We start from the raw sequence: 19,340 nt of genomic DNA, 5'->3' as shown, positions 1-19,340 counted from the left end.
TTACGGCATGAGCATGCAACAGACCACCACGGCCCTTGTCCGTGAGTACCTCACCGACTTGCAGGACCGCATCGTCTCCACCGTGGCCATGGTCGACGGTGGCACTTTCGTGGTGGACCGTTGGACCAAGCCATCGAGTGAGCCACTGCAAGGCAGTGGCATCACGCAGATCCTGGAAGATGGCGCGGTTTTCGAGCGCGCCGGCTGTGGCTTTTCCCATGTGAGAGGACCGCGCCTGCCGCCTTCGGCCACGCAGCACCGCCCTGAACTCGGTGGCGCACCATTCGAGGCCATGGGTGTTTCGCTGGTGTTCCACCCGCGCAACCCTTACGTTCCCACCGTGCACATGAACGTTCGCATGATCGCGGCCACCCCGGCTGGCGGCGAGCCGGTGTGCTGGTTCGGTGGGGGCATGGATCTCACGCCCTACTACGGCTTCGAGGAAGACGCGGTGCACTTTCACCGCTCGGCGAAGAACGCTCTCGATCCGTTTGGCGTGGACAAGTACCCGCGCTTCAAGACCTGGTGCGACGAGTATTTCCATCTCAAGCACCGCGGCGAGCAGCGGGGTATCGGCGGCGTCTTTTTCGATGACTTCTCCGAGCTCGGCTTTGACGGGAGCTTCGCCATGACCAGTTCGGTGGGCGACGCCTTCCTGGATGCCTACCTGCCGATCGTGGACCGGCGCAAGAGCACGCCCTACGGCGAGCGGGAACGCAGCTTCCAGTTGTACCGGCGTGGCCGCTATGTGGAGTTCAACCTGGTGTGGGACCGCGGCACGCATTTCGGGCTGCAGTCGGGCGGGCGGGCGGAGTCCATCCTGTTGTCCATGCCTCCTCTGGTCAGTTGGGCGTACAACCGGCAGACAAAGAAGGGCTCCCCGGAAGACCGGCTGTACAAGGAGTTCCTGGTGCGCAAGGACTGGATCTGATGGCTGCAACCTTGCCACTGCGGCGCGTGGGCATGTTCGGCGGTGCGTTCGACCCACCGCATTGGGCACACCGTGCGCTGGCCGAAACCGCATTGGGCCAGCTGGAGCTCGACGCCTTGCACATCCTGCCGACCGGCCATGCCTGGCACAAGTCGCGAGTGCTGTCGCCCGCGCACGATCGCGTGAAGATGTGCGAACTTGCTTTCGGCGATCTCCCGCGTGCCCAGCTGGACCAACGGGAAATCCACCGGGAGGGACCGAGCTACACCGCCGATACCCTGCGCGAGCTCAAGCGCGAGTACCCGCAGGCACAGCTGTTTCTGGTGCTTGGCGCCGACCAGTTGCTGGCCTTCAAGACCTGGGTGCGCTGGCAGGAGGTGCTGGAGCTCGCCACGCTGGCGGTGGCCAATCGCGCAACCAACATTGGTGCCGACATTCCCCTGGACCAGGCCTCAGAGACCGATCTCTCTGGTGTCGACTTGCCCTTCGTGCGGCTGGACATGCCTTTGAAAAACATCAGCGCGACCGCCGTGCGCGCCCGCGTCGGTCAGGCCGCGCAAAGTGCCGGCGCGCTGGATGTTCTGGTGCCCGAGCCGGTCGCACGCTATATTTCACAACACCACCTCTACCAGTCCCCTACATGACCAGCGAAACCACTGCCAAGAAAGACATCCAGCGACTCCAGCGTGCCATCGTCGATGGACTCGAGGATGTCAAGGGTCAGGACATCGTGGTTTTCAACACCGAGCACCTTTCTCCCCTGTTCGAACGGGTCATCGTGGCCAGCGGTACTTCCAACCGCCAGACCAAGGCGCTGGCCGCCAGCGTGCGTGACGCCGTGCGCGAAGCGGGCTTCGACAAGCCGCGCATCGAGGGCGAGGACAACGGCGAATGGATCATCGTGGACTGCGGTGCAGCCGTGGCCCACGTGATGCAACCCGTGATCCGACAGTATTACCGCCTCGAGGAAATCTGGGGAGCCAAGCCTGTGCGCCTGAAGCACGGAGCCGACAAGCCCGTGGCACCCGCCAGGCCGGCGGCGAAGAGGGCCAGCAAAGCCCCGGAGGCCGCTGCGGTGCCCGCCAAGAAGGTGGCTCGCAAGGCCGCGGCCAAGGCCACACCCGTGGCGCCAGCGGCAAAGAAACCGGCCGCCAAGGCTGCTGCTCCCAAACGCGCGCCTGCGAAGAAAGCGGCACTGCCCAAGGTCGTGGTCGGCAAGCCCGTTGCCAAGAAGGCAGCCACCAGGCCCGCGGCGAAGAAAACCAGCAAGCCCGCCGCCAAGAAGAAGGCATGAAGCTGCTGATCGTCGCGGTCGGGCTTCGCGTGCCTGACTGGGCTCAGACCGCCTACGACGATTACGCCAAGCGATTTCCTCCCGAATTGCGGGTGGAACTCAAGTCCGTCAAGACCGAACCACGCGGCTCCAAGACGCTGGAGACGCTGCTTTCTGCCGAACGTGAGCGCATCGAGGCGGCTATACCCCGGGGCAGCCGGGTGGTCGTGCTCGACGAACGCGGCACCCCGCTGACCACCAAGGCCCTGGCCGAACAGCTGAAGCAATGGCAGCTCGAAAGCGATGACGTCGCCCTGGTGATCGGTGGCCCCGACGGGCTCGACCCCGCCTTTCGCGCCGCGGCGCACCAGCGCATCCGTCTGTCCGACCTCACCTTGCCACACGCCATGGTGCGCGTGCTGCTCATTGAACAGCTCTACCGGGCCTGGTCGCTCAATGCCAACCATCCCTACCACCGCGAATGATCGATTTCATCTACCTCGCTTCGCAGAGCCCGCGCCGCAAGCAACTGCTCGAACAATGGGGCGTGCGCTGCGAGTTGCTGCTGCCCGATGCCAGTGAAGACGCCGAATCGCTGGAGGTGGTGAACAAGGGCGAGTCGCCCACGGCTTACGTGCAGCGGGTCACCGGGCTCAAGCTTCTGGCTTCACTGGATCGCCTGCGGCGCCGTGGCTTGCCGCCCGCCCCGGTGCTGTGCGCCGACACCACCGTGGCGCTCGGCCGGCGCATTCTGGGCAAACCCGAAGATGCCGCAGAGGCCAGTCGCATGCTCGCCGATCTGGCGGGCCGGAGGCACCGTGTGCTGACCGCCGTGTCCGTGGGCTTGCCCGGTGCCCGCCGGGATCGCACCTGGGCGGCGCTGTCCGCTTCCTGGGTGACGTTCGAACCATTGAGCGGTGTCCAGATCCGGCGCTATGTGGCCTCGGGTGAGCCGATGGGCAAGGCTGGCGCCTACGGCATTCAGGGGCGGGCAGGGTTGTGGGTGAGCCACATCAGCGGCAGTTATTCGGGCATCATGGGTCTGCCCGCGCACGAGACAGCGCAGGTGTTGCAGGCGGCCGGCGTGCAACTGATCTGAGATTCTCAACGCCACGGAGAAGGGCTTGCCATGAGCCAGGACATTCTGATCAATTGGTCACCGCAGGAGACGCGCGTGGCGGTGGTGGAGCAGGGCGCTGTGCAGGAGGTACACCTGGAACGCACGCTCGAACGGGGGCTGGTAGGTAACATCTACCTGGGCAAGGTCTCGCGCGTGCTGCCGGGCATGCAGTCGGCCTTCATCGACATCGGCCTGGACCGAGCGGCTTTTCTGCATGTGGCCGATCTCATGCCCAACATCGCGGCCAAGCACGCCTCGCCACGCGAGCGGGCGCCCGTGCCGGACGCTGCGGTCGACGCCGCAACCGCTCAGGCGAGCACCAAGCTGTTGGCGCCCAACCCGGTGCTGCCGATCGAGCGGCAGATTTTCGAGGGCCAGGCCCTGATGGTCCAGGTGCTCAAGGATCCAATCGGAACCAAGGGGGCGCGCCTCACCGCGCAGATCAGCATCGCAGGACGCCTGCTGGTGTTCCTGCCCCAGGACAATCACATCGGCGTGTCCCAGAAGATTCCTCCGGCGCAGCGAGAAGCGCTGAGGCAGCGCCTGGTGCGCTTGACGGCGATGTCCGATGGCAGCCCGGCGGGGGGCTTCATCCTGCGCACCAATGCCGAAGACGCCACCGACGAAGAACTGGTGGAAGACACGGCCTATCTGCGCAAGACCTGGTTGCGCATCAAGGAGGCCGCCACGCGCCAGCCGCCCGCCACGCTGCTGCACGAAGACCTGAACCTGATGCAGCGGGTGTTGCGCGATCTTGTGGGATCTGACACGCAGTCCATCCGCATCGATTCGCGCGAGCAGCATGGTTTGCTGGTGGGTTTCGCCAGCGAGTTCATGCCCGACACAGTGGCCAAACTTCAGCACTACAGCGGCGAGCGCCCCATCTTTGACCTGTTCAGCATCGACGAAGACATCGCGCGTGCGCTCAGCCGTCGGGTCGACCTGAAGTCGGGTGGCTACCTGGTGATTGACCAGACCGAGGCCTTGACCACGGTGGACGTGAATACCGGTGGTTTCGTGGGCGCACGCAACTTCGATGACACGGTGTTCCGCACCAACCTCGAAGCCGCGCAGGCCATCGCTCGCCAGCTGCGCTTGCGCAACCTGGGAGGCATCGTCATTGTGGACTTCATCGACATGGTGCGAGACGACCACCGCGAGGCCGTGCTCACCGAATTCCGCAAGCAACTCGCGCGCGACCGTGTGAAAACCATGACAGGCGGTTTCTCCCAGTTGGGCCTGGTGGAAATGACGCGCAAGCGCACCCGGGAGTCACTGGCGCACATGCTCAGCGAGCCTTGCGAAGCGTGCAGCGGGCGCGGCGCGGTGAAAACAGCGCGAAGCGTCTGCTACGACATCCTGCGGGAGATCCTGCGGGAGGCCCGGGCCTTCAACCCGCGCGAGTTCCGGGTCGTGGGTTCGCCGAAGGTGATCGAACTGTTTCTCGACGAGGAGCGGGCCCACCTCGCGGGACTGTCAGACTTCATCGGCAAGCCGATTTCCCTGCAGAGCGAGAGCTCGATGACGCAGGAGCAGTACGACATCGTGCTGCTGTAGTGCGGGGCACAAGGGGCCGGCGCGGGGATCAGTTGCCCGTTTCCGGCCGGAAGCTCTGCGCGTGGAGCCGGGCGTAAAGGCCATCAGCCTGCAGCAGCTCGCGGTGGGTTCCCTGTTCGCGGATGCGGCCATCGGCCAGCACAATGACGCGGTCGGCGTGTTCGATGGTGGACAGGCGGTGTGCGATCACCAGCGTGGTGCGGCCCTTCATGAGGCGGGACAGGGCGTCCTGCACCAGGCGTTCCGACTCGTTGTCCAGTGCCGAGGTCGCCTCGTCCAGGATCAGGACAGGCGCATCCTTGTAGATGGCCCGAGCGATGGCCAGGCGCTGGCGCTGGCCCCCCGAGAGTTCGGCCGCGTTGTGGCCCACGGTGCTGTGGATGCCCTGTGGCAGCCGTTCGATGAGTTCGCCCAGGTTGGCCGAGGCGAGCGCCGCGCGCACGCGGTCTTCGTCGATCTCGGCGTCTGCCGCGCCCAGCGCGACGTTGGCGGCCAGCGTGTCGTTGAGCATCACCACATCCTGGCTCACCATTGCGTACTGGCGGCGCAGGCTGCGCAACGTCCAGTCGGTGAGCGGCACGCCGTCGAGCCGCACGTCGCCACGTTCGATTTCCACGAAGCGCGGCAACAGGTTCACCAGCGTCGTCTTGCCGGAGCCCGAGGGGCCGACGAATGCCACGACTTCACCGGGACGTATGTCCAGCGACACGCCGCGCAGGGCCACCAGGCTGTCGTCGTCCTCGCGTGCGGTACCGCCATCCTTCGCCGGGTAGCGCACCCACACATCGTGCAGCGAAATGGCCCCGGCCACCCGGTCGGCCGTGTGCGTGCCGCCGGTCTGCTCGGGCGTGTGTTCGATCAGTTCCAGACCGCGTTCGAGTGCGGCCAGCCCGCGCGTGATTGGCGCGGCAATCTCCGCCAGGTGCCGGATGGGCGTGATCAGCATCAGCATCGCGGTGACGAAGGCCACGAAGTTGCCGACCGTCACTCCGCTGGTGCTGCTCTGCCAGAGCGCGACCGCGATCACGGCGGAAAGCGCGGCCGATGCCAGCAACTGCGTGAGCGGCGTCATCGAGGCGGTGGAGATGGTGGACTTGAGCGCGAGGCGACGCAGGGCCACGCTCAGGCGGTCGAAGCGCTGCGTCTGGCGCTCCTGCGCACCGTGCAGGCGCACCATGCGGTGGGCGAGGGCGTTTTCCTCCACCACATAGGCCAGCTCGTCGGTGGCCTGCTGGCTGTCCCGGGTGAGCTTGTAGAAGCGCTTCGACAACACGCGCATGATCAGGATCAGGCCCGGGAAGACCATCAGCACGATCAGCGTGAGCTTCCAGTTGAGGTACAGCAGATACCCGAGCAAGGCCAGCACTGCAAGGCTGTCCTTGGTGAGCGTGAGAAAGGCTGTCACCAGCAGTTGCGAGCCGGTCTGCACCTCGTACACCAATGTGTTGGACAGCTTGCTGGCGTTCTGGCGCGCGAACAGCGTCATCTGCGCATCGTTGAGCTTGACGAACATGGCGCGCCGCAGGTTGAGCAAACCCAGGCTGGCGGTGTACGAAAGTGCATATTGGGCGGTGAACCCGGCAATTCCCCGGATGCCGAACAGACCCATCAGCGCCACGGGCACCATCCAGAGTTCGACGTTGCCCTGGGCGAACCCCCGGTCGAGCAAGGTCTTGAGCAGCGCAGGGATGAGTGGCTCGGTCAGGGCGCCGACCAGCGTGGCCACCGCCGCGACCAGAATGCCCGTCTTGGCCGAGCGGAAGTAGGGCCACAGACGCAGCAGGCGTTGCGTGAGGGTCCCGTCCAGGGGCTTGTGCGTGGCGGCGGAATCGGTCAAGGGCGGGTCGCTTCAGGAAATCTTGCAGATCGGCGGAACAATGCGGCGGACTTGGAATCAAGCAGCGGACAAAGGCAGCGTGGGCGGCGGCGCACACACATCTTGTCACGGAAGGCCAGGAGCCCTCCGTTATTATCAGTTGGTTGTCACGGTGCCCGATCAGCACCGTTGGCGTGAACAGAAGTGACACACAGGATGCAGGATTTGACCCGACACGACGACATGCAGACCCAACTTCCGAGGCGATCCGTTCTCGGGCTCGTTTCATCCTTGCCCCTGCTGGGTTTGCCGCTGTCATCAGCCCATGCCCAGTTCCGCGTGGAAGTGGCCGGGGTCGGTCTGACCCAGTTTCCCTTTTCCGTCGTTGGATTCCGTGGCAATGACGTGGCCAGCGAGAACATCGCCGCCATCGTGCGTGCCGACCTCGAACGCAGTGGCCAGTTCCGGTTTGTCGATCCGGTGTCGGGTGGCCTGGACGAGACCTCCCGCCCCGACCTCGGGCCGTGGCGCGAGCGCGGCTCGGACTCCCTGCTGACCGGCAGCGTCACCCGCCTGGCCGATGGCCGCTTCGATGTGCGCTTCCGGTTGTGGGATGTGGTGCGCGGGCAGGATCTGGGGGGCCTGAGTTACCCCGTCGGCGCCACGGACCTCCGTCTGGCAGCCCACCGCATTGCCGATCACGTGTTCGAGAAGATCACGGGTGTCAAGGGCGTGTTCTCCACCCGCATTGCCTACGTGACCAAGGCCGGCCAGCGCTACAGCCTCTGGGTTGCCGACGCCGATGGTGAAAACGCCCGCGCCGCGCTCACGAGCCCGGAGCCCATCATCTCTCCCAGCTGGGCGCCGGGGGGCGGGCAACTGGCTTACGTGTCGTTCGAGGCCCGCAAGCCGGTCATCTACGCGCACGATGTCGCCACGGGCAGGCGCCGCCTGCTGGCCAACTTCAAGGGTTCCAACAGCGCGCCCTCCTGGTCGCCTGATGGACGTTCGGTGGTGGCCACGCTGTCCATCTCGGGCAATGCGCAAATCTACACCATGGATGCCAACGGCGGTGAACCGCGGCGCCTGAGCCAGTCGGCCAGCATCGATACCGAGCCGGTGTTCAGCCCTGATGGCAAGAGCATCTACTTTGTGAGCGACCGTGGTGGTTCGCCGCAGGTGTATCGCATGAGCGCGCAGGGTGGCAATGCCCAGCGGCTCACGTTCACCGGCAACTACAATATTTCGCCCGCACCCAGTCCGGATGGGCGCTGGCTTGCCTTCATTTCCCGCATCAATGGTGCTTTCCGTCTCCACGTCATGGACCTCAACAGTGGCACCGTGACGGCGCTGAGCGAGTCCAGCGGCGACGAGAGCCCGAGCTTCGCCGCCAACAGCCGAATGATCATCTATGCCACCCGAGACAAGGGACAGGAGGCGCTCATGACGACCACGGTCGATGGGCGCATCAAGACCCGGCTGGCGGGCGCCCAGGGCGACATCCGCGAGCCCGAATGGGGCCCATTCCTCAAATGAGCGGCAGCGCACAGCGTGCCTGACGGGTCTTCGCTATCGTCCACCGACCTTCTTTCTTTCATCTCTCTCAAAGGAATTCTTCATGAACAACAACACCGCACTGTCCCAACGCACCGCAAGTCGCTGGATGCGCCTGCTGGCCGGCTTGAGCCTGGTTGCCGCGCTGGCGGCCTGCAGTTCCGGGGTGAAGCTCGACAACGTGCCGGTGGAAGATCGCACGGGTACCGCGGCCGGCGCTGGCGGTGCGGGTGGTCAGTCCGGTGCGGTTGATCCCCGTGGCGTCTCCGGCGTGTCCGTCAACGGCGCTGATGCAGCCCAGCCGAACGCGCTCACCCGCGTCATCTATTTCGACTACGACAGTTTCGAGGTGAAGGCCGATGCCGCCGCCACCCTGGAGGCCAACGCACGTTACCTCAACGCCAACCGCACCCGCCGTGTGAACCTCGAAGGCCACACCGATGAGCGTGGCGGCCGCGAGTACAACCTGGCCCTGGGCCAGAAGCGTGCAGAGGCGGTGCGCCGTGCCCTGTCGCTGCTGGGCGTGCAGGACTCGCAGATGGAAGCCGTGAGCTTCGGTGAAGAGAAGCCCGCGCAGACCGGCTTCGACGAAGCGGCTTTCGCCAAGAACCGTCGCGTTGAGCTGACCTACCGTTGAGCCACATGCTGACCCGCTTCCGCTTTGCCTCCAGCCTGCTGGGTGTGGGGTCCATGGCCGTGGCGGCCATCTGGCCGCTGCAGGCGCACGCGCTGTTCGGCGATGACGAGGCCCGCAGGGCCATCATCGAGCTGCGGCAGAAGGTCGACGCCAACCAGCAGGCCGACGCGGCCGCCAAGGCGGAAGCGCGCGAGGCCGATGCGGCCACGCGACGCAGCCTGCTGGAGCTGTCCAACCAGATCGAGCAGCTTCGCGCCGAACTCGCGCGCATGCGCGGCCAGAACGAGCAGCTCGCCAGGGAAGTGTCCGAGCTGCAGCGCCAGCAGAAGGACGTGCAGGCCGGCGTTGAAGAGCGGTTGCGCAAGGTCGAGCCGCTGCGTGTCGATCACGACGGCCAGAGCTTCACGGCCGCGCCCAATGAAAAGCGCGACTTCGATGCAGCGATGGATCTGCTGCGCAAGTCGGAGTTCGGTCCGGCCGCCAGCGCTTACAACGCCTTCCTGGTGCGCTATCCTGCCAGCGGCTACCGGCCTTCGGTGCTGTACTGGCTGGGCAATGCCCAGTATGCCAGCCGCGCCTACAAGGAAGCGGTGGAGAGCCACCGCCGCCTGGTGAACGAGTTCCCGACGCATATGCGCACGCCCGAGGCCATGCTGGCCATGGCCAACAGCCAGATCGAACTGAAAGATACCAAGGGTTCGCGCAGCACGCTGGAGAGTCTTGTCAAGGCACACCCCAATTCGGAAGCTGCCGCAGCGGGCCGCGAGCGGCTGGCGCGACTGCGCTGAGCCACGTCGTCAGAGGCACGGCACCCACGCCGGGGCCGTGACCCTTGCACCTTGAGGGCACTGGCCGCCTCCTACAATGGCGGCCATGGAAATCGCCGACTTTGTCAAACTGCAGACCCAGGTGCTCTGGGCTGCCTTCGCCGTGGCCGTGGCCTTCGGCTTCATCGCCCAGCGTACCCATTTTTGCACCATGGGCGCGATCAGCGACATTGTGAACATGGGCGACTGGACCCGCATGCGCATGTGGGGCATGGCCGTCGGCGTTGCCATGCTGGGTTTCTATGGCATGGCCTGGGTCGGCTGGATCGATGCTGGCAAATCCATTTACACCGCCAACCGCATCATCTGGCTCTCCGCCATCGTGGGCGGTGTGCTGTTTGGTTTCGGCATGGTGCTGGCCTCTGGTTGCGGCAGCAAGACGCTGGTGCGCATCGGTGCTGGTAGCCTGAAGTCCCTGGTCGTTTTCTTCGTGATGGGCTTTGCCGCCTTCGCCACGCTGCGTGGCGTGCTCGCGGTGCTGCGCGTGAACACCGTGGACAAAGTGGCCTTCGAGATCCCCGCAGGCGGCGCAATTCCGATGTGGGTGTCCAGCGGTCTGGGCATGGAACCCGCGCTGGCCGGCCTGTTGCTGGCGGTGGTCATTGGCGGCGCGTTGGTGCTGTGGGCATTGGCCGGTCGCGAATTCCGCAGCTTCAACAACCTGCTGGGCGGCCTCGGCATTGGCCTGGTCATTGCGGGCATGTGGTGGGTGAGTGGCCATCTGGGCTTCGTGCCCGAACACCCCGAAACGCTGGATGCGGTCTATGTCGCCTCCAACTCGGGCCGCATGGAGTCGCTCACCTTCACCGCGCCGATGGCCTACACCCTGGACTGGATCATCTTCTTCAGCGATACCTCCAAACTGCTCACCTTCGGCGTGGTCACCGTGGCTGGTGTGGTGGCTGGGTCGTTCATCTGCTCGCTCATCGAAGGCAGCTTCCGCTGGGAAGGCTTTCGCAGCACGCAGGACACGGCGCTGCACCTCGCAGGCGCGGCCTGCATGGGTGTGGGTGGTGTGACGGCGCTCGGTTGCACCGTGGGGCAGGGCCTGTCGGGCCTGTCCACCCTGAGCTTTCTCAGCATGATCGCCGTTGGCGGCATCGTGCTGGGCGCCATCGGGGGCTTCCGCTTCCAGATGTGGCTGCTGGACCGCGAGTGAGCGCGCTGCCTGCCGAGGTGTTCGAGCGCCGCTTTGGCGGTTTGCGCCGGCTGTATGGCGTGGACGGCGCGCAGCGCATCTTCGACGCGCACGTGGTGGTGGTCGGCATTGGTGGGGTGGGCTCCTGGGCGGTGGAGGCGCTGGCCCGCAGTGGCGTGCGGCGGCTGAGCCTGGTCGATCTCGATCACGTGTCCGAGTCCAACATCAACCGGCAGATCCACGCGCTGGAACCGACGCTGGGCCAGGCAAAAGCCGAAGCCATGCGCGAGCGCATCGCGCTGTTCCACCCGGGCTGTACCGTCGACGTGATCGATGAGTTCGTGACCCCCGACAACTGGCCAGGCCTGCTTGATGCCGTACCGGGGCTGAAGGGGGTGCCATCGGCGCTTATCGATGCGTGCGACCAGGTGCGCGCCAAAACCACGCTGGCCCATTGGTCGGTTTCCCAAGGCGTGCCTTTCGTCACCGTGGGTGCTGCGGGCGGCAAGCGCCAGGCGCAGGCGGTGGAAGTGGCAGACCTGGCCGACACCACGCACGATCCCTTGCTCGCGCAGCTTCGCTACCGCCTCCGCAAACACCACGCCGGCGCGCGCAGCGGCCGCATGGATGTTGCCTGTGTGTTCAGCCGCGAAGCTGTCGCGCCGCCCGATGCTTCCTGTGGTCTGGAGGACAGCGACGGCTCTCTCAACTGCCACGGCTACGGTTCCGCAGTGAGTGTGACGGCCACCTTCGGCCTTTGCGCGGCGGGTTGGGTGATGAACACATTGGCCGCCGGTGCAAAAAAATCTCATGGGCCGCAAAGCGTGGTAACAACCACGCTATAATTTGAGGCTTCGCGCAGCAGTCGACAAGACTCGAACCCGGAACCAGTGGCTGGCGTTCACGCGTAAATCCCTTCGGGGGCGTTAGCTCAGTTGGTAGAGCAGCGGACTCTTAATCCGTAGGTCGAGTGTTCGAGTCACTCACGCCCCACCACCGTTTCCCGCGGTTGCCAGTCGGCAGCCAGACCATTTTTGATGGGACGTTAGCTCAGTTGGTAGAGCAGCGGACTTTTAATCCGTTGGTCGGCAGTTCGAGCCTGCCACGTCCTACCATTCGAGAGAGGGCCGCTTTATGCGGCCCTTTTCTTTTGGTCTGGATGGGAGTTTCTGGCACCGATCTGGGCAACAGCAGCCGCCAGCTTCCCGGCCGCCAAGTGGGCGTAGCGGGCGGTGCTGACCGCGCTCTTGTGCCCCAGCACCTTGCCCACCGTGTACAGGTCCACGTCGTTGTTGATCATTTCCGAGGCAGCAGAGTGGCGCAGGTCGTGCAGCCGGGCATGGCCCAAGCCCTCAGCGCGCAGAGCGGCCTTCACTTCCTTGCTGACGGTCCACTTTGTCACCTGGGGTGGCCAGTGCCGGCGCACGATGTGTTCGATCTTCTGGTGGACGGGCACCATCTGCGGATCGTCGTTCTTCGAGTCGGGGATGTACAGGAACAGCCCGGAGTGGGTTTCCATGGGAACGGCTGACAGCACCATGCTGATGCGCCACCCGGTGTAGAAGGCCACCCGGGCGGCATCCCGCGACCATGACAGGCCCATGCGGCGGAACACCCTCAGGGCTTGCTCTCGGGTGAGGTAGAAGTGCCGGGCGTTCTTCACTGTTGGCAGGATCATGCGCTCGGCCGGGTCGTGCTCGCCCATGCCCTTTTTCTTCCAGGCCCACCGGCAGGCCGCTCGCAGGTAGGCAAGGCGGTTCTTGGTGGTGGCCGGCTTGACCGTCGTCACCTTCATGTATTCAGCTGCCACCTCCGCCAGCTCGGACATCTTGCGCCCGTTGTAGAACGGCTCCAGGATCTCCAGCGCCGCCTCGATGTCGTCCCGGTTCTTGAGGTTCGGGGCATGGTGCTGCAGGTACTCCAGCACCGCATCGGCGATCAGTGGCTCGGGTTTGTCGCCACCAGTCGCAAGTTGGAAGAGGCGCGCGGTTTCACGTCGGTCGAAGTCGAGCGCCTGCGCCCGCGTCGTGCCTTCTGGAAGTAGGCGGTTAGCGCGTGTTCGCCGCCCATTGATGACACGGTCAAACTGGTAGTACCAGGCGCCGGAGTGGTGGCGGGTGATCGGCATTTTTGGGTGTAGGCGTCAAGGTCGGATGGGGCAAATCGTACAGCCGCCCCGAAACGGTAGGCTGCAAGCTCGCCAGCAGCGGCCAGGGCATAGACCTTCCGGGCGCTGATTTTGAGCCTGGCGGCGGCTTCCTGGGCGGTCAGGTAGGTCTCTCCGTTCACATCTTCTCTCCCAAACTGGCAGCAGCACGGCCTTCGCCATGGATTGCGCTCAAAAGCTTGGCCCGCGTGCCGCCCCGCAGACTTGCTTGGCAGTGCGGGCAGAACCACACGTCGATGTTCTCCGGCGTCTGGTCCTCTGCAAAGGCGATCCAGCCGTGGGCGGTGTTGTTGACCAGGTAGGCCCGCTGACGCCACACCCAGCCCACGAAATCCCAGCCGCCCACAGCGTTTCGCTTAGCGAGTCTGATGGGTTTCCACCATGGGACATAGGCGACCTTGAAAAGCGGATCACTCATGCTGATTTCCTTCCAGGGAATGAATGGGGGCTAACAAGCGCCATGCTGCTGCTGCCACTGCAGGAACCTGTCCATTGCCAGTGGCTTGAAGTCGGTCCATCCGATCGGCCATCCCATCAGCCATTCGTGGTTCGTCGGGGTAGGCCTCCCAAATACCAGGGTAAAGGCTCTGGCGCTGGGCCACTTCTGCATGCTTGGGGCTGTGTAGTTCGCTGTGCACGTCGGTGTATGCAAGTAACCAATATCGTTCCCGAACATGGTCACCACCCACGTCCGACGCGGATAGGGGAACACATCTGGTCGCGAAACCCATCTCTTCAAGTTCGTCTGCTGCGCGGTTGATGGCCCTCTTGCTAACGTTTTCGGCAAATACGTACCGGGGAGCGACATCTGCCACGATCCTCCGCATTTCCGGCCAGAGATCATCCGCAGTGTTCTTTCCTCGAGCTGCGCTGGAATAGGCCTGACAGGGAAACCCGCCAGATACCACGTCAATGCGCCCTCGCCACGGGATGCCGTCAAAGGTGCGCACGTCATCCCATATCGGGAAAGTGTGGAGAACGCCGTCGTTTTGTCGTTGCACCAGAATGCCTGCGGAGTGGGCGTTGAACTCGACAGCGCAGACGGTTCGCCATCCGAGCAGGTGGCCGCCGAGAATTCCTCCACCAGCGCCCGCGAAAAGAGCCAACTCATTCACCAGTTCCCCCTTCTTGTCCAGGTACTGGAGGAAGAGGCCGAACGATGGTCGCGTACTGGATCGATAGCGATTTCAGCTTTTCGATCAACTCATCCATCATCTGTTGTTCATGCAAGTCTGCGCACTCGACAGTGGCAAGCGTCTTCGCGGCCTGATCCATGGCAGGAAACACCAATGCGCCCCAGTTCCTCAGGTCGGCAGTTGCCTGCTGGGGTTGGGTGGATAGGGCGGCATACCTCTGCAGGATCGTCTCAAGGATGTGATCGGCCTTCGCTCGCATCGTGTCATGAGCGTCTGGCCTGGCAATTGCCGCGTGGAATGCAAATCCATACGACGTCACGAGTTCGCGCAGCGCCTCTCGTTCACTAGATGGATTCATGAGTGCTCCTTGGTGACCAGCTCAAACTCGTGCATGTAGCCCTTCGCGCGGCGAAGAAAGGCCGGCACGGTGGTGATCCGCAGTCCGCCCTTGCCAAACAGCTTGCCGTCTGGGTCTTGCCATTGGCGGGTGAAGAACACGCGGGCAGGGAACCGGCCCGGCTTGTGAACGTCGATTACGGTCAGCAGCATTGCACCCATGCCTTCGGCCTCCGCATCGGAGTCGTCGTATCGCTGAACCCAGCGGACGCCCGGCCGCCATGTGATGGCCGTGATTGGTCCGCTTTGAGCGTCTTCCGGGGGAAGATCCACCTCTTCACGAAAATAGGGATACGGCACGGTGAAGACGGCGCCAGCGATCAGGTCAGCCATTGCCGGTCTCCTTGATGATGATGTGGCACGAATGGTGCAAAGTGGTCGGTCGGGCGAAACCTGAACGAAGCACCACGTACTGCGTACCTCCCGGCGTGTCGCGTTTGTGTCCGATGAATTCGTATCGGTCGCCGGATCGCTTGAGCACAAATTGCTGCCCGGGTTGTAGATCGCGGACGCGGGTCATGGGTGATCCTCCACGGTCTTGCGAAGCCAACGAGCGGCCCAATCCGCATCGGACGCATCCATGAAATGTCCGTCACCTTCGAGGTGGTCGGCGGCTTCAAGTAGTTTTCGGCGCTGGTCGTTGGTGAGGCGCTTGCGCACGGTGCTGCATGGCGTGGCGCACATCGACTGGCATGGTTCGCCGCCGACCGGACAGTAATCAGGCCTCATGTGCCGGTCTCCTTGGTGACGATTCCGCGAGCCTTTTCTGCATGTCGAACGCCAGCGCGGAAGTAGTCGATGCTGTGGTGATGATTGAGCGTTCGATAGGCGCTGATGTACGCCTTATCGATCTCCTCCTCACTGAGCGGCTTTCCCACTGCCGGAGGGGGTGGGGCGATGGAAAGAATCTGCTCGGCAAGCTCAAAGGCGTTGTCCTCAAGCACGCCGAACCGGTTTGCGACGGCTGCCGCTTTGTGGACTATTTCCGGCTTGTTCCATCCGGGTGCGTAGGTGACCCTTCCAGAACGGACCGCTTCAAGAACTGCCGCGTGGTACTCAGGCGTATTGAACTCGGGAGGAGCAAGCAAACATCTCTCCCCCTGCGCATCCAGAGCAGGGGCGGCCTCAAGGGCTTGGGCGCATTGACCAATCTCGCACGCTGCTTGGTCGAGTCGTTGATCAAACTCGGTTGCGTGCTGTGGCGGTTCGTCGTAGCTGTTCTGCTCCATGTTGACCTGCGATGCAAGCCACTCGGAGATGGCGCGTAGCTGCGCTGCGATATGGGTGTTGGTGGTCATGGCTGGGGTTCCTCGCTGCTCAGGCCTAGGGCCTCTATCACTTCAGGCCCAACCGGGTAGTAGGTCACTTCGTCATGAACGAAAGTCACCGTCGACGCATACGAGGCTTTGCGAGTGCCGACCAGCGCGTGGTCGTCTCGACCGGCGCAGGTGAATACGTCCCCCCGGTAGCTGCGGTCCTGCTCCTTCACGATCTCTACCGTGTCGGAAAGAAAGCCATCCCCTCCCACAGTTCGGCAGGGATCAGGTCCATGAAAGATGCCTGAATGCGTTCCTTGACCTTCTCTTGAACGCTGGCCATCGTTGCAATTTGTTGTCCGCTCATAGCTATGCTCCTCTCTGGGGGTTAGGCGGCCTGGCGAAGCGACTGAATCGCTCGCACGGCTTCGATGCGTTGTCCGATCCAGCGGACGTTCGGAACTGCCCAGGAGTTACCCAGCGCCTTGTAGCGGGGGCTGTCTGCCGCAGGCTTGTTGCGGTGCTGGATCAGCGAGTAGTCGTCAGGAAAGCCCTGAAGGCGCTCGCATTCCCGAGGGGTGAGGCGGCGAACTGCTTTTGCTGCGGGGACGATGTAAGCGTCTTTGCTGTGACCGCTTCGCGCGCTGTGCCCCGCAGTGGTATTCGCCCCATTCAGCATGGCGGGCATTACGTCGATGTGAGCAACGGGCACAAGCGGTGTACCGCGGCCCGTGCCATCCTCGCTAGCGTCAAAGCCTTCGCCGCGCAGGCTGTGAGCCACCGGCAGAATGGTGTCGGTGTCGGTGTCGGTGTCATAGCGTTGCCCCGTGCCCGTTGTGACGCAGGCCGCGAGCTCAGGGATCAGGCGCTGTCCTTCGCTGTTTGTGCCACCTCGGTCAGCGCGATCCGTAAGGGCGTTGGCAACTCTTTGCCCCTTTTCTCGGCGCGGCGCAGGATGCCCCGACATGCTGTGGCGCTCAAAAAGAACCGCGGCGGCACTTCGCCAGTCTCCAAGACATCCGACAACGAACACACGGCGGCGTCGCTGGGCCACTCCGAAGTACTGAGCGTCCAGAACTCGGTAGGCGAACCCATACCCGAGTTCGCCCAGCATCCCGAGGAAGGCACCAAAGTCGGCCCCTCCGTTGCTCGACAGGACGCCGGGGACGTTCTCCCAAACCAGCCATTGGGGGCGATACCTTGCAGCAATAGCACCAAAGGTAAGCATGAGGTTGCCACGTGGGTCAGCCAGTCCCTTTCGGAGTCCTGCGACGCTGAAGGATTGGCAGGGGGTTCCTCCGCAAAGAAGGTCAATTGCTGCATCGGGCCAGTCCTTGAACTTGGTCATGTCGCCCAGGTTGGGCACGTCGGGGTAGTGGTGAGCCAGCACGGCACACGGGAACGGTTCGATCTCGGAGAAGAACGCGGCTTCCCAGCCGAGGACGTTCCAGGCGACGCTGGCCGCCTCGATGCCGCTGCAGACAGATCCGAATCTCACGTTCTTCTCCATTTCAGTTCAGTAAAAGAGTCAGACCGGAATAAAAAAGGGGCACGCATCAGGCAAGTTGAGGCAGGGGAGGAGGACGTGCACCTGTGCGTATGGCCCCGGAAAGTGGTTAGGCGGCACCTTTGACAGCGCTGAGACCTACGCGGACGGCGCGGAGTACCACGTGCGCAATGTGGGCGCTGGAGACCTCACGCTGACCGAGGCTGGCACGTTCACGCTTAACGCACCTGCGGGCGGGTCGCTGGTAGTTCCTCAAGGCGGTACAGCCACGATCAAGATCGTCGGCACTGGCTCTGACGAGGCAGATGTGATCGGCGTCACCGTGGAGGCTCCGTGATTCCAGGCGTGGTTGCAGGAAGGGCTATTGTGGGTGGTGGAGGTGGGACGGACCCCCACTTCGCGAACGTCCAGCTGTTGTTGCACATGGACGGCCCAGACGACAGCACGTCGTTTCCTGACAGCAGCTCATTTGTTCGGACGATGGTGCCCAACGGCGGAGCTCACGTCAGCACCGATGAGAGTGTTTTTGGAGGCGCGGCAGGGGAATTCAGCGGAACGGCGTACTTGCAAAGCACGTCAAACATGTCCTTTGGCACGGGTGACTTCACCGTCGAGGGTTTTGTTCGTTTTGATACGACGGCCGATATGGGCTTTCTTGCAGGCTTGAACAATGCGGAGATGGATTTCGCTTTTGTCGGCAACGAGATGCGCCTAGGCAGATTGAACACCGCGTGGGACAGCGTCTTCCCATTTACGCGTTCAACGGGCATCTGGTATCACGTTGCCTGGTGTCGAGAGGGTACAGGCCTGAGGGCGTTTGTTGATGGGGTTCAGGCAGGATCGACAGCGACAAACTCGACAGCCTACAACGCCGTGAGCGACTTCAAGATCGGCGCGTCAACAGGGGCTGACCGGCGTTTTGACGGATTCATCGATGAGGTGCGGATAACCGCTGGCGTTGCGCGCTACACGGCCAACTTTACCCCGCCCGCAGCGCCGTTCCCTAACTCCTGATTCAACCCGCTTCGGCGGGTTTTCTTTTGCCCACTCATCCAACTCCATGAAGCAAGAAATCAAAGACATCGTGGTTCAAGCCGCGGTGTCCACGCCCACCTCAACCTACGCGATCCTGACCCGGATTTCTATCGCGGAGTGGATCGCAATCGCGATGTTCATTCTTCAAGCCCTGTACCTGCTGCGTAAGTGGTGGAGAGAAGAAACCGAGTGGGGCATGCGCCTCAAGCGTTGGACCAAGGGCAATTTCACCCAACCTGGAGACCTCTCATGACCACATGGATTTTTGCCGTTCTGGCCGTCGCTGCTTCTATCGCGCTGGTGCGCCGCCTCATTCAGCGCAAGGGTCTGGTCGGCGATTGGCGCAAGTCCATTCGCTGGTACTCCAACTGGTGCTTTGCGACCATCGCATCGATTCAGGGCTCGGTGCTCGTCTTCGTGACGCAAGAGCAGTTGCAGGCCAAGATTTTGTTCTACCCATCGTGGACATGGGGTGCTCTGGTGCAGGCCGCCATTGCGATCCTTGCTGTTGCCGGGTTTGTCTTGCGCAACATCAGTCAGGAGAAGAAGGACATTCCTGAACACAGGGATGGGCAGCCGTGATTGATCGCCTGATAGCAGCCGGCGTGAACCCGACGCAAGCTAGGGCGTTTGCCGAGCCGCTGAAGGCTGCCATGGCGCTCTACGACATCTCCACCGACGAGCGCCGCGCCGCGTTTCTTGCGCACTGCATGATTGAGTCGCAGGGCTTCACGAAGATGGAAGAGAACATGTTCTACACGGACCCGGCCCGTGTCGCCCGCATCTTCAAGACCGGGTTTGACCTCGACCGTGACGGCGTTGTCGACCCTGAAGAAATCGAGTTCGCCAAGGGCTACGTGCGCAACCCCAAGGCGCTGGCCAACCGCGCCTATGCTGCGTATTTCGGCGAATGTGACCGGTCATTTCGGCGCATCGTGACCGGTGGGCTGAGCGATGTTCTCAGCGCCGTTTCGGTAACGTGACCGCCCG

26 protein-coding genes, 2 tRNA genes and 1 pseudogene are annotated in these 19,340 nt (G+C 63.4%); 17 read left to right on the top strand and 12 right to left on the bottom strand.

Annotation, left to right across the window (positions count from 1 at the left end):
* Positions 1 to 13 precede the first annotated feature (13 nt).
* From hemF to rng, 6 genes are read left to right on the top strand one after another with little or no spacing between them, the layout of a single operon-like run.
* Positions 14 to 931: an oxygen-dependent coproporphyrinogen oxidase gene (gene hemF / locus J2X09_RS00140; RefSeq protein WP_204731328.1), complete on the top strand. Its 918-nt coding sequence runs from the start codon at positions 14 to 16 to the stop codon at positions 929 to 931.
* Positions 931 to 1,575, top strand: a complete 645-nt coding sequence (gene nadD / locus J2X09_RS00135) for a nicotinate (nicotinamide) nucleotide adenylyltransferase (protein WP_204731327.1) — start codon at positions 931 to 933, stop codon at positions 1,573 to 1,575. The genes hemF and nadD overlap by 1 nt, the downstream gene beginning before the upstream one ends.
* Positions 1,572 to 2,225 carry a ribosome silencing factor gene (gene rsfS / locus J2X09_RS00130; protein WP_204731326.1) on the top strand — a complete coding sequence of 218 codons (654 nt, stop codon included), beginning with the start codon at positions 1,572 to 1,574 and terminating at the stop codon, positions 2,223 to 2,225. The genes nadD and rsfS overlap by 4 nt, the downstream gene beginning before the upstream one ends.
* The gene (gene rlmH, locus J2X09_RS00125) at positions 2,222 to 2,689 is read left to right on the top strand and encodes a 23S rRNA (pseudouridine(1915)-N(3))-methyltransferase RlmH (RefSeq protein WP_204731325.1); all 468 of its coding nucleotides are present in this window, start codon (positions 2,222 to 2,224) and stop codon (positions 2,687 to 2,689) included. Before rsfS ends, rlmH begins: the two co-directional genes overlap by 4 nt.
* A complete protein-coding gene (locus tag J2X09_RS00120) occupies positions 2,686 to 3,303 on the top strand; it encodes a Maf family protein (protein ID WP_204731324.1) in 618 nt (205 codons plus the stop codon). The genes rlmH and J2X09_RS00120 overlap by 4 nt, the downstream gene beginning before the upstream one ends.
* Positions 3,304 to 3,333: 30 nt before the next feature.
* The gene (rng, locus tag J2X09_RS00115) at positions 3,334 to 4,881 is read left to right on the top strand and encodes a ribonuclease G (protein WP_204731323.1); all 1,548 of its coding nucleotides are present in this window, start codon (positions 3,334 to 3,336) and stop codon (positions 4,879 to 4,881) included.
* A 28-nt stretch (positions 4,882 to 4,909) separates the two neighbouring features.
* Here the strand turns inward: rng and msbA are convergent, their stop codons facing one another.
* Complete coding sequence (msbA, locus tag J2X09_RS00110) at positions 4,910 to 6,718, bottom strand: lipid A export permease/ATP-binding protein MsbA (RefSeq protein WP_204731322.1); 1,809 nt, start codon at positions 6,716 to 6,718, stop codon at positions 4,910 to 4,912.
* Positions 6,719 to 6,940: 222 nt separating this feature from the next.
* Between msbA and tolB the strand changes: the two genes are divergently transcribed.
* The 7 genes from tolB (at position 6,941) to J2X09_RS00075 (ending at position 11,968) form a co-directional block, all read left to right on the top strand.
* Entirely contained in the window at positions 6,941 to 8,233 is a 1,293-nt protein-coding gene (tolB, locus tag J2X09_RS00105) for a Tol-Pal system beta propeller repeat protein TolB (RefSeq protein WP_204731321.1), read from the top strand.
* An 82-nt stretch (positions 8,234 to 8,315) separates the two neighbouring features.
* Positions 8,316 to 8,888, top strand: a complete 573-nt coding sequence (gene pal / locus J2X09_RS00100) for a peptidoglycan-associated lipoprotein Pal (protein ID WP_374726473.1) — start codon at positions 8,316 to 8,318, stop codon at positions 8,886 to 8,888.
* Between the two features lie 5 nt (positions 8,889 to 8,893).
* The gene (gene ybgF, locus J2X09_RS00095; RefSeq protein ID WP_204731320.1) at positions 8,894 to 9,676 is read left to right on the top strand and encodes a tol-pal system protein YbgF; all 783 of its coding nucleotides are present in this window, start codon (positions 8,894 to 8,896) and stop codon (positions 9,674 to 9,676) included.
* Between the two features lie 85 nt (positions 9,677 to 9,761).
* Positions 9,762 to 10,874, top strand: a complete 1,113-nt coding sequence (locus J2X09_RS00090; RefSeq protein ID WP_204731319.1) for a YeeE/YedE family protein — start codon at positions 9,762 to 9,764, stop codon at positions 10,872 to 10,874.
* A complete protein-coding gene (locus J2X09_RS00085) occupies positions 10,871 to 11,698 on the top strand; it encodes a tRNA threonylcarbamoyladenosine dehydratase (RefSeq protein WP_310306914.1) in 828 nt (275 codons plus the stop codon). The genes J2X09_RS00090 and J2X09_RS00085 overlap by 4 nt, the downstream gene beginning before the upstream one ends.
* Positions 11,699 to 11,773: 75 nt before the next feature.
* Positions 11,774 to 11,849: transfer RNA gene (locus J2X09_RS00080), tRNA-Lys, on the top strand.
* Between the two features lie 43 nt (positions 11,850 to 11,892).
* A tRNA-Lys gene (locus tag J2X09_RS00075) sits at positions 11,893 to 11,968 on the top strand.
* Between the two features lie 17 nt (positions 11,969 to 11,985).
* On the opposite strand, the gene J2X09_RS00070 is transcribed toward J2X09_RS00075, so the two are convergent.
* From J2X09_RS00070 to J2X09_RS00025, 11 genes and pseudogenes are all read right to left on the bottom strand, one after another.
* On the bottom strand, positions 11,986 to 12,981 hold the full coding sequence (locus tag J2X09_RS00070; RefSeq protein WP_204731317.1) for a tyrosine-type recombinase/integrase: 996 nt from the start codon (positions 12,979 to 12,981) through the stop codon (positions 11,986 to 11,988).
* A gap of 17 nt (positions 12,982 to 12,998) precedes the next feature.
* Positions 12,999 to 13,142: pseudogene (locus tag J2X09_RS27025) on the bottom strand (excisionase family DNA-binding protein); the annotation flags it as partial.
* Positions 13,139 to 13,438: a hypothetical protein gene (locus J2X09_RS00065; protein WP_204731316.1), complete on the bottom strand. Its 300-nt coding sequence runs from the start codon at positions 13,436 to 13,438 to the stop codon at positions 13,139 to 13,141. The gene J2X09_RS00065 and the pseudogene J2X09_RS27025, both read right to left, overlap by 4 nt.
* Positions 13,431 to 14,135, bottom strand: coding sequence for a DNA cytosine methyltransferase (locus J2X09_RS00060; protein ID WP_204731315.1), 705 nt, complete (start codon positions 14,133 to 14,135; stop codon positions 13,431 to 13,433). Before J2X09_RS00060 ends, J2X09_RS00065 begins: the two co-directional genes overlap by 8 nt.
* Positions 14,128 to 14,514 (bottom strand): hypothetical protein, encoded by a 387-nt coding sequence (locus J2X09_RS00055; protein ID WP_204731314.1) that lies wholly within the window; start codon positions 14,512 to 14,514, stop codon positions 14,128 to 14,130. Before J2X09_RS00055 ends, J2X09_RS00060 begins: the two co-directional genes overlap by 8 nt.
* Complete coding sequence (locus tag J2X09_RS00050) at positions 14,511 to 14,885, bottom strand: hypothetical protein (protein WP_204731313.1); 375 nt, start codon at positions 14,883 to 14,885, stop codon at positions 14,511 to 14,513. The genes J2X09_RS00055 and J2X09_RS00050 overlap by 4 nt, the downstream gene beginning before the upstream one ends.
* Positions 14,878 to 15,072, bottom strand: coding sequence for a hypothetical protein (locus J2X09_RS00045; RefSeq protein ID WP_204731312.1), 195 nt, complete (start codon positions 15,070 to 15,072; stop codon positions 14,878 to 14,880). The genes J2X09_RS00050 and J2X09_RS00045 overlap by 8 nt, the downstream gene beginning before the upstream one ends.
* A complete protein-coding gene (locus J2X09_RS00040) occupies positions 15,069 to 15,281 on the bottom strand; it encodes a hypothetical protein (RefSeq protein ID WP_204731311.1) in 213 nt (70 codons plus the stop codon). The genes J2X09_RS00045 and J2X09_RS00040 overlap by 4 nt, the downstream gene beginning before the upstream one ends.
* Positions 15,278 to 15,850, bottom strand: coding sequence for a hypothetical protein (locus J2X09_RS00035; RefSeq protein ID WP_204731310.1), 573 nt, complete (start codon positions 15,848 to 15,850; stop codon positions 15,278 to 15,280). The genes J2X09_RS00040 and J2X09_RS00035 overlap by 4 nt, the downstream gene beginning before the upstream one ends.
* Positions 15,851 to 16,046: 196 nt before the next feature.
* Positions 16,047 to 16,175 (bottom strand): hypothetical protein, encoded by a 129-nt coding sequence (locus J2X09_RS00030; protein WP_310306909.1) that lies wholly within the window; start codon positions 16,173 to 16,175, stop codon positions 16,047 to 16,049.
* A 21-nt stretch (positions 16,176 to 16,196) separates the two neighbouring features.
* Positions 16,197 to 17,318: a DNA cytosine methyltransferase gene (locus J2X09_RS00025; RefSeq protein ID WP_204731309.1), complete on the bottom strand. Its 1,122-nt coding sequence runs from the start codon at positions 17,316 to 17,318 to the stop codon at positions 16,197 to 16,199.
* Between the two features lie 420 nt (positions 17,319 to 17,738).
* Between J2X09_RS00025 and J2X09_RS00020 the strand changes: the two genes are divergently transcribed.
* The 4 genes from J2X09_RS00020 to J2X09_RS00005 are packed head-to-tail and all read left to right on the top strand — an operon-like array spanning position 17,739 to position 19,333.
* Positions 17,739 to 18,329 (top strand): LamG domain-containing protein, encoded by a 591-nt coding sequence (locus J2X09_RS00020; protein WP_204731308.1) that lies wholly within the window; start codon positions 17,739 to 17,741, stop codon positions 18,327 to 18,329.
* 46 nt (positions 18,330 to 18,375) lie between these two features.
* Positions 18,376 to 18,603 carry a hypothetical protein gene (locus J2X09_RS00015; protein WP_204731307.1) on the top strand — a complete coding sequence of 76 codons (228 nt, stop codon included), beginning with the start codon at positions 18,376 to 18,378 and terminating at the stop codon, positions 18,601 to 18,603.
* Positions 18,600 to 18,932 carry a hypothetical protein gene (locus J2X09_RS00010; RefSeq protein WP_204731306.1) on the top strand — a complete coding sequence of 111 codons (333 nt, stop codon included), beginning with the start codon at positions 18,600 to 18,602 and terminating at the stop codon, positions 18,930 to 18,932. Before J2X09_RS00015 ends, J2X09_RS00010 begins: the two co-directional genes overlap by 4 nt.
* Positions 18,929 to 19,333: a hypothetical protein gene (locus J2X09_RS00005; RefSeq protein WP_310306903.1), complete on the top strand. Its 405-nt coding sequence runs from the start codon at positions 18,929 to 18,931 to the stop codon at positions 19,331 to 19,333. The genes J2X09_RS00010 and J2X09_RS00005 overlap by 4 nt, the downstream gene beginning before the upstream one ends.
* Positions 19,334 to 19,340: the final 7 nt, after the last annotated feature.

Source organism: Hydrogenophaga laconesensis, from assembly GCF_031457235.1.
Classification (GTDB): Bacteria; Pseudomonadota; Gammaproteobacteria; order Burkholderiales; family Burkholderiaceae_C; genus Hydrogenophaga; species Hydrogenophaga laconesensis.
This window is presented reverse-complemented; position numbering and strand designations above follow the sequence as displayed.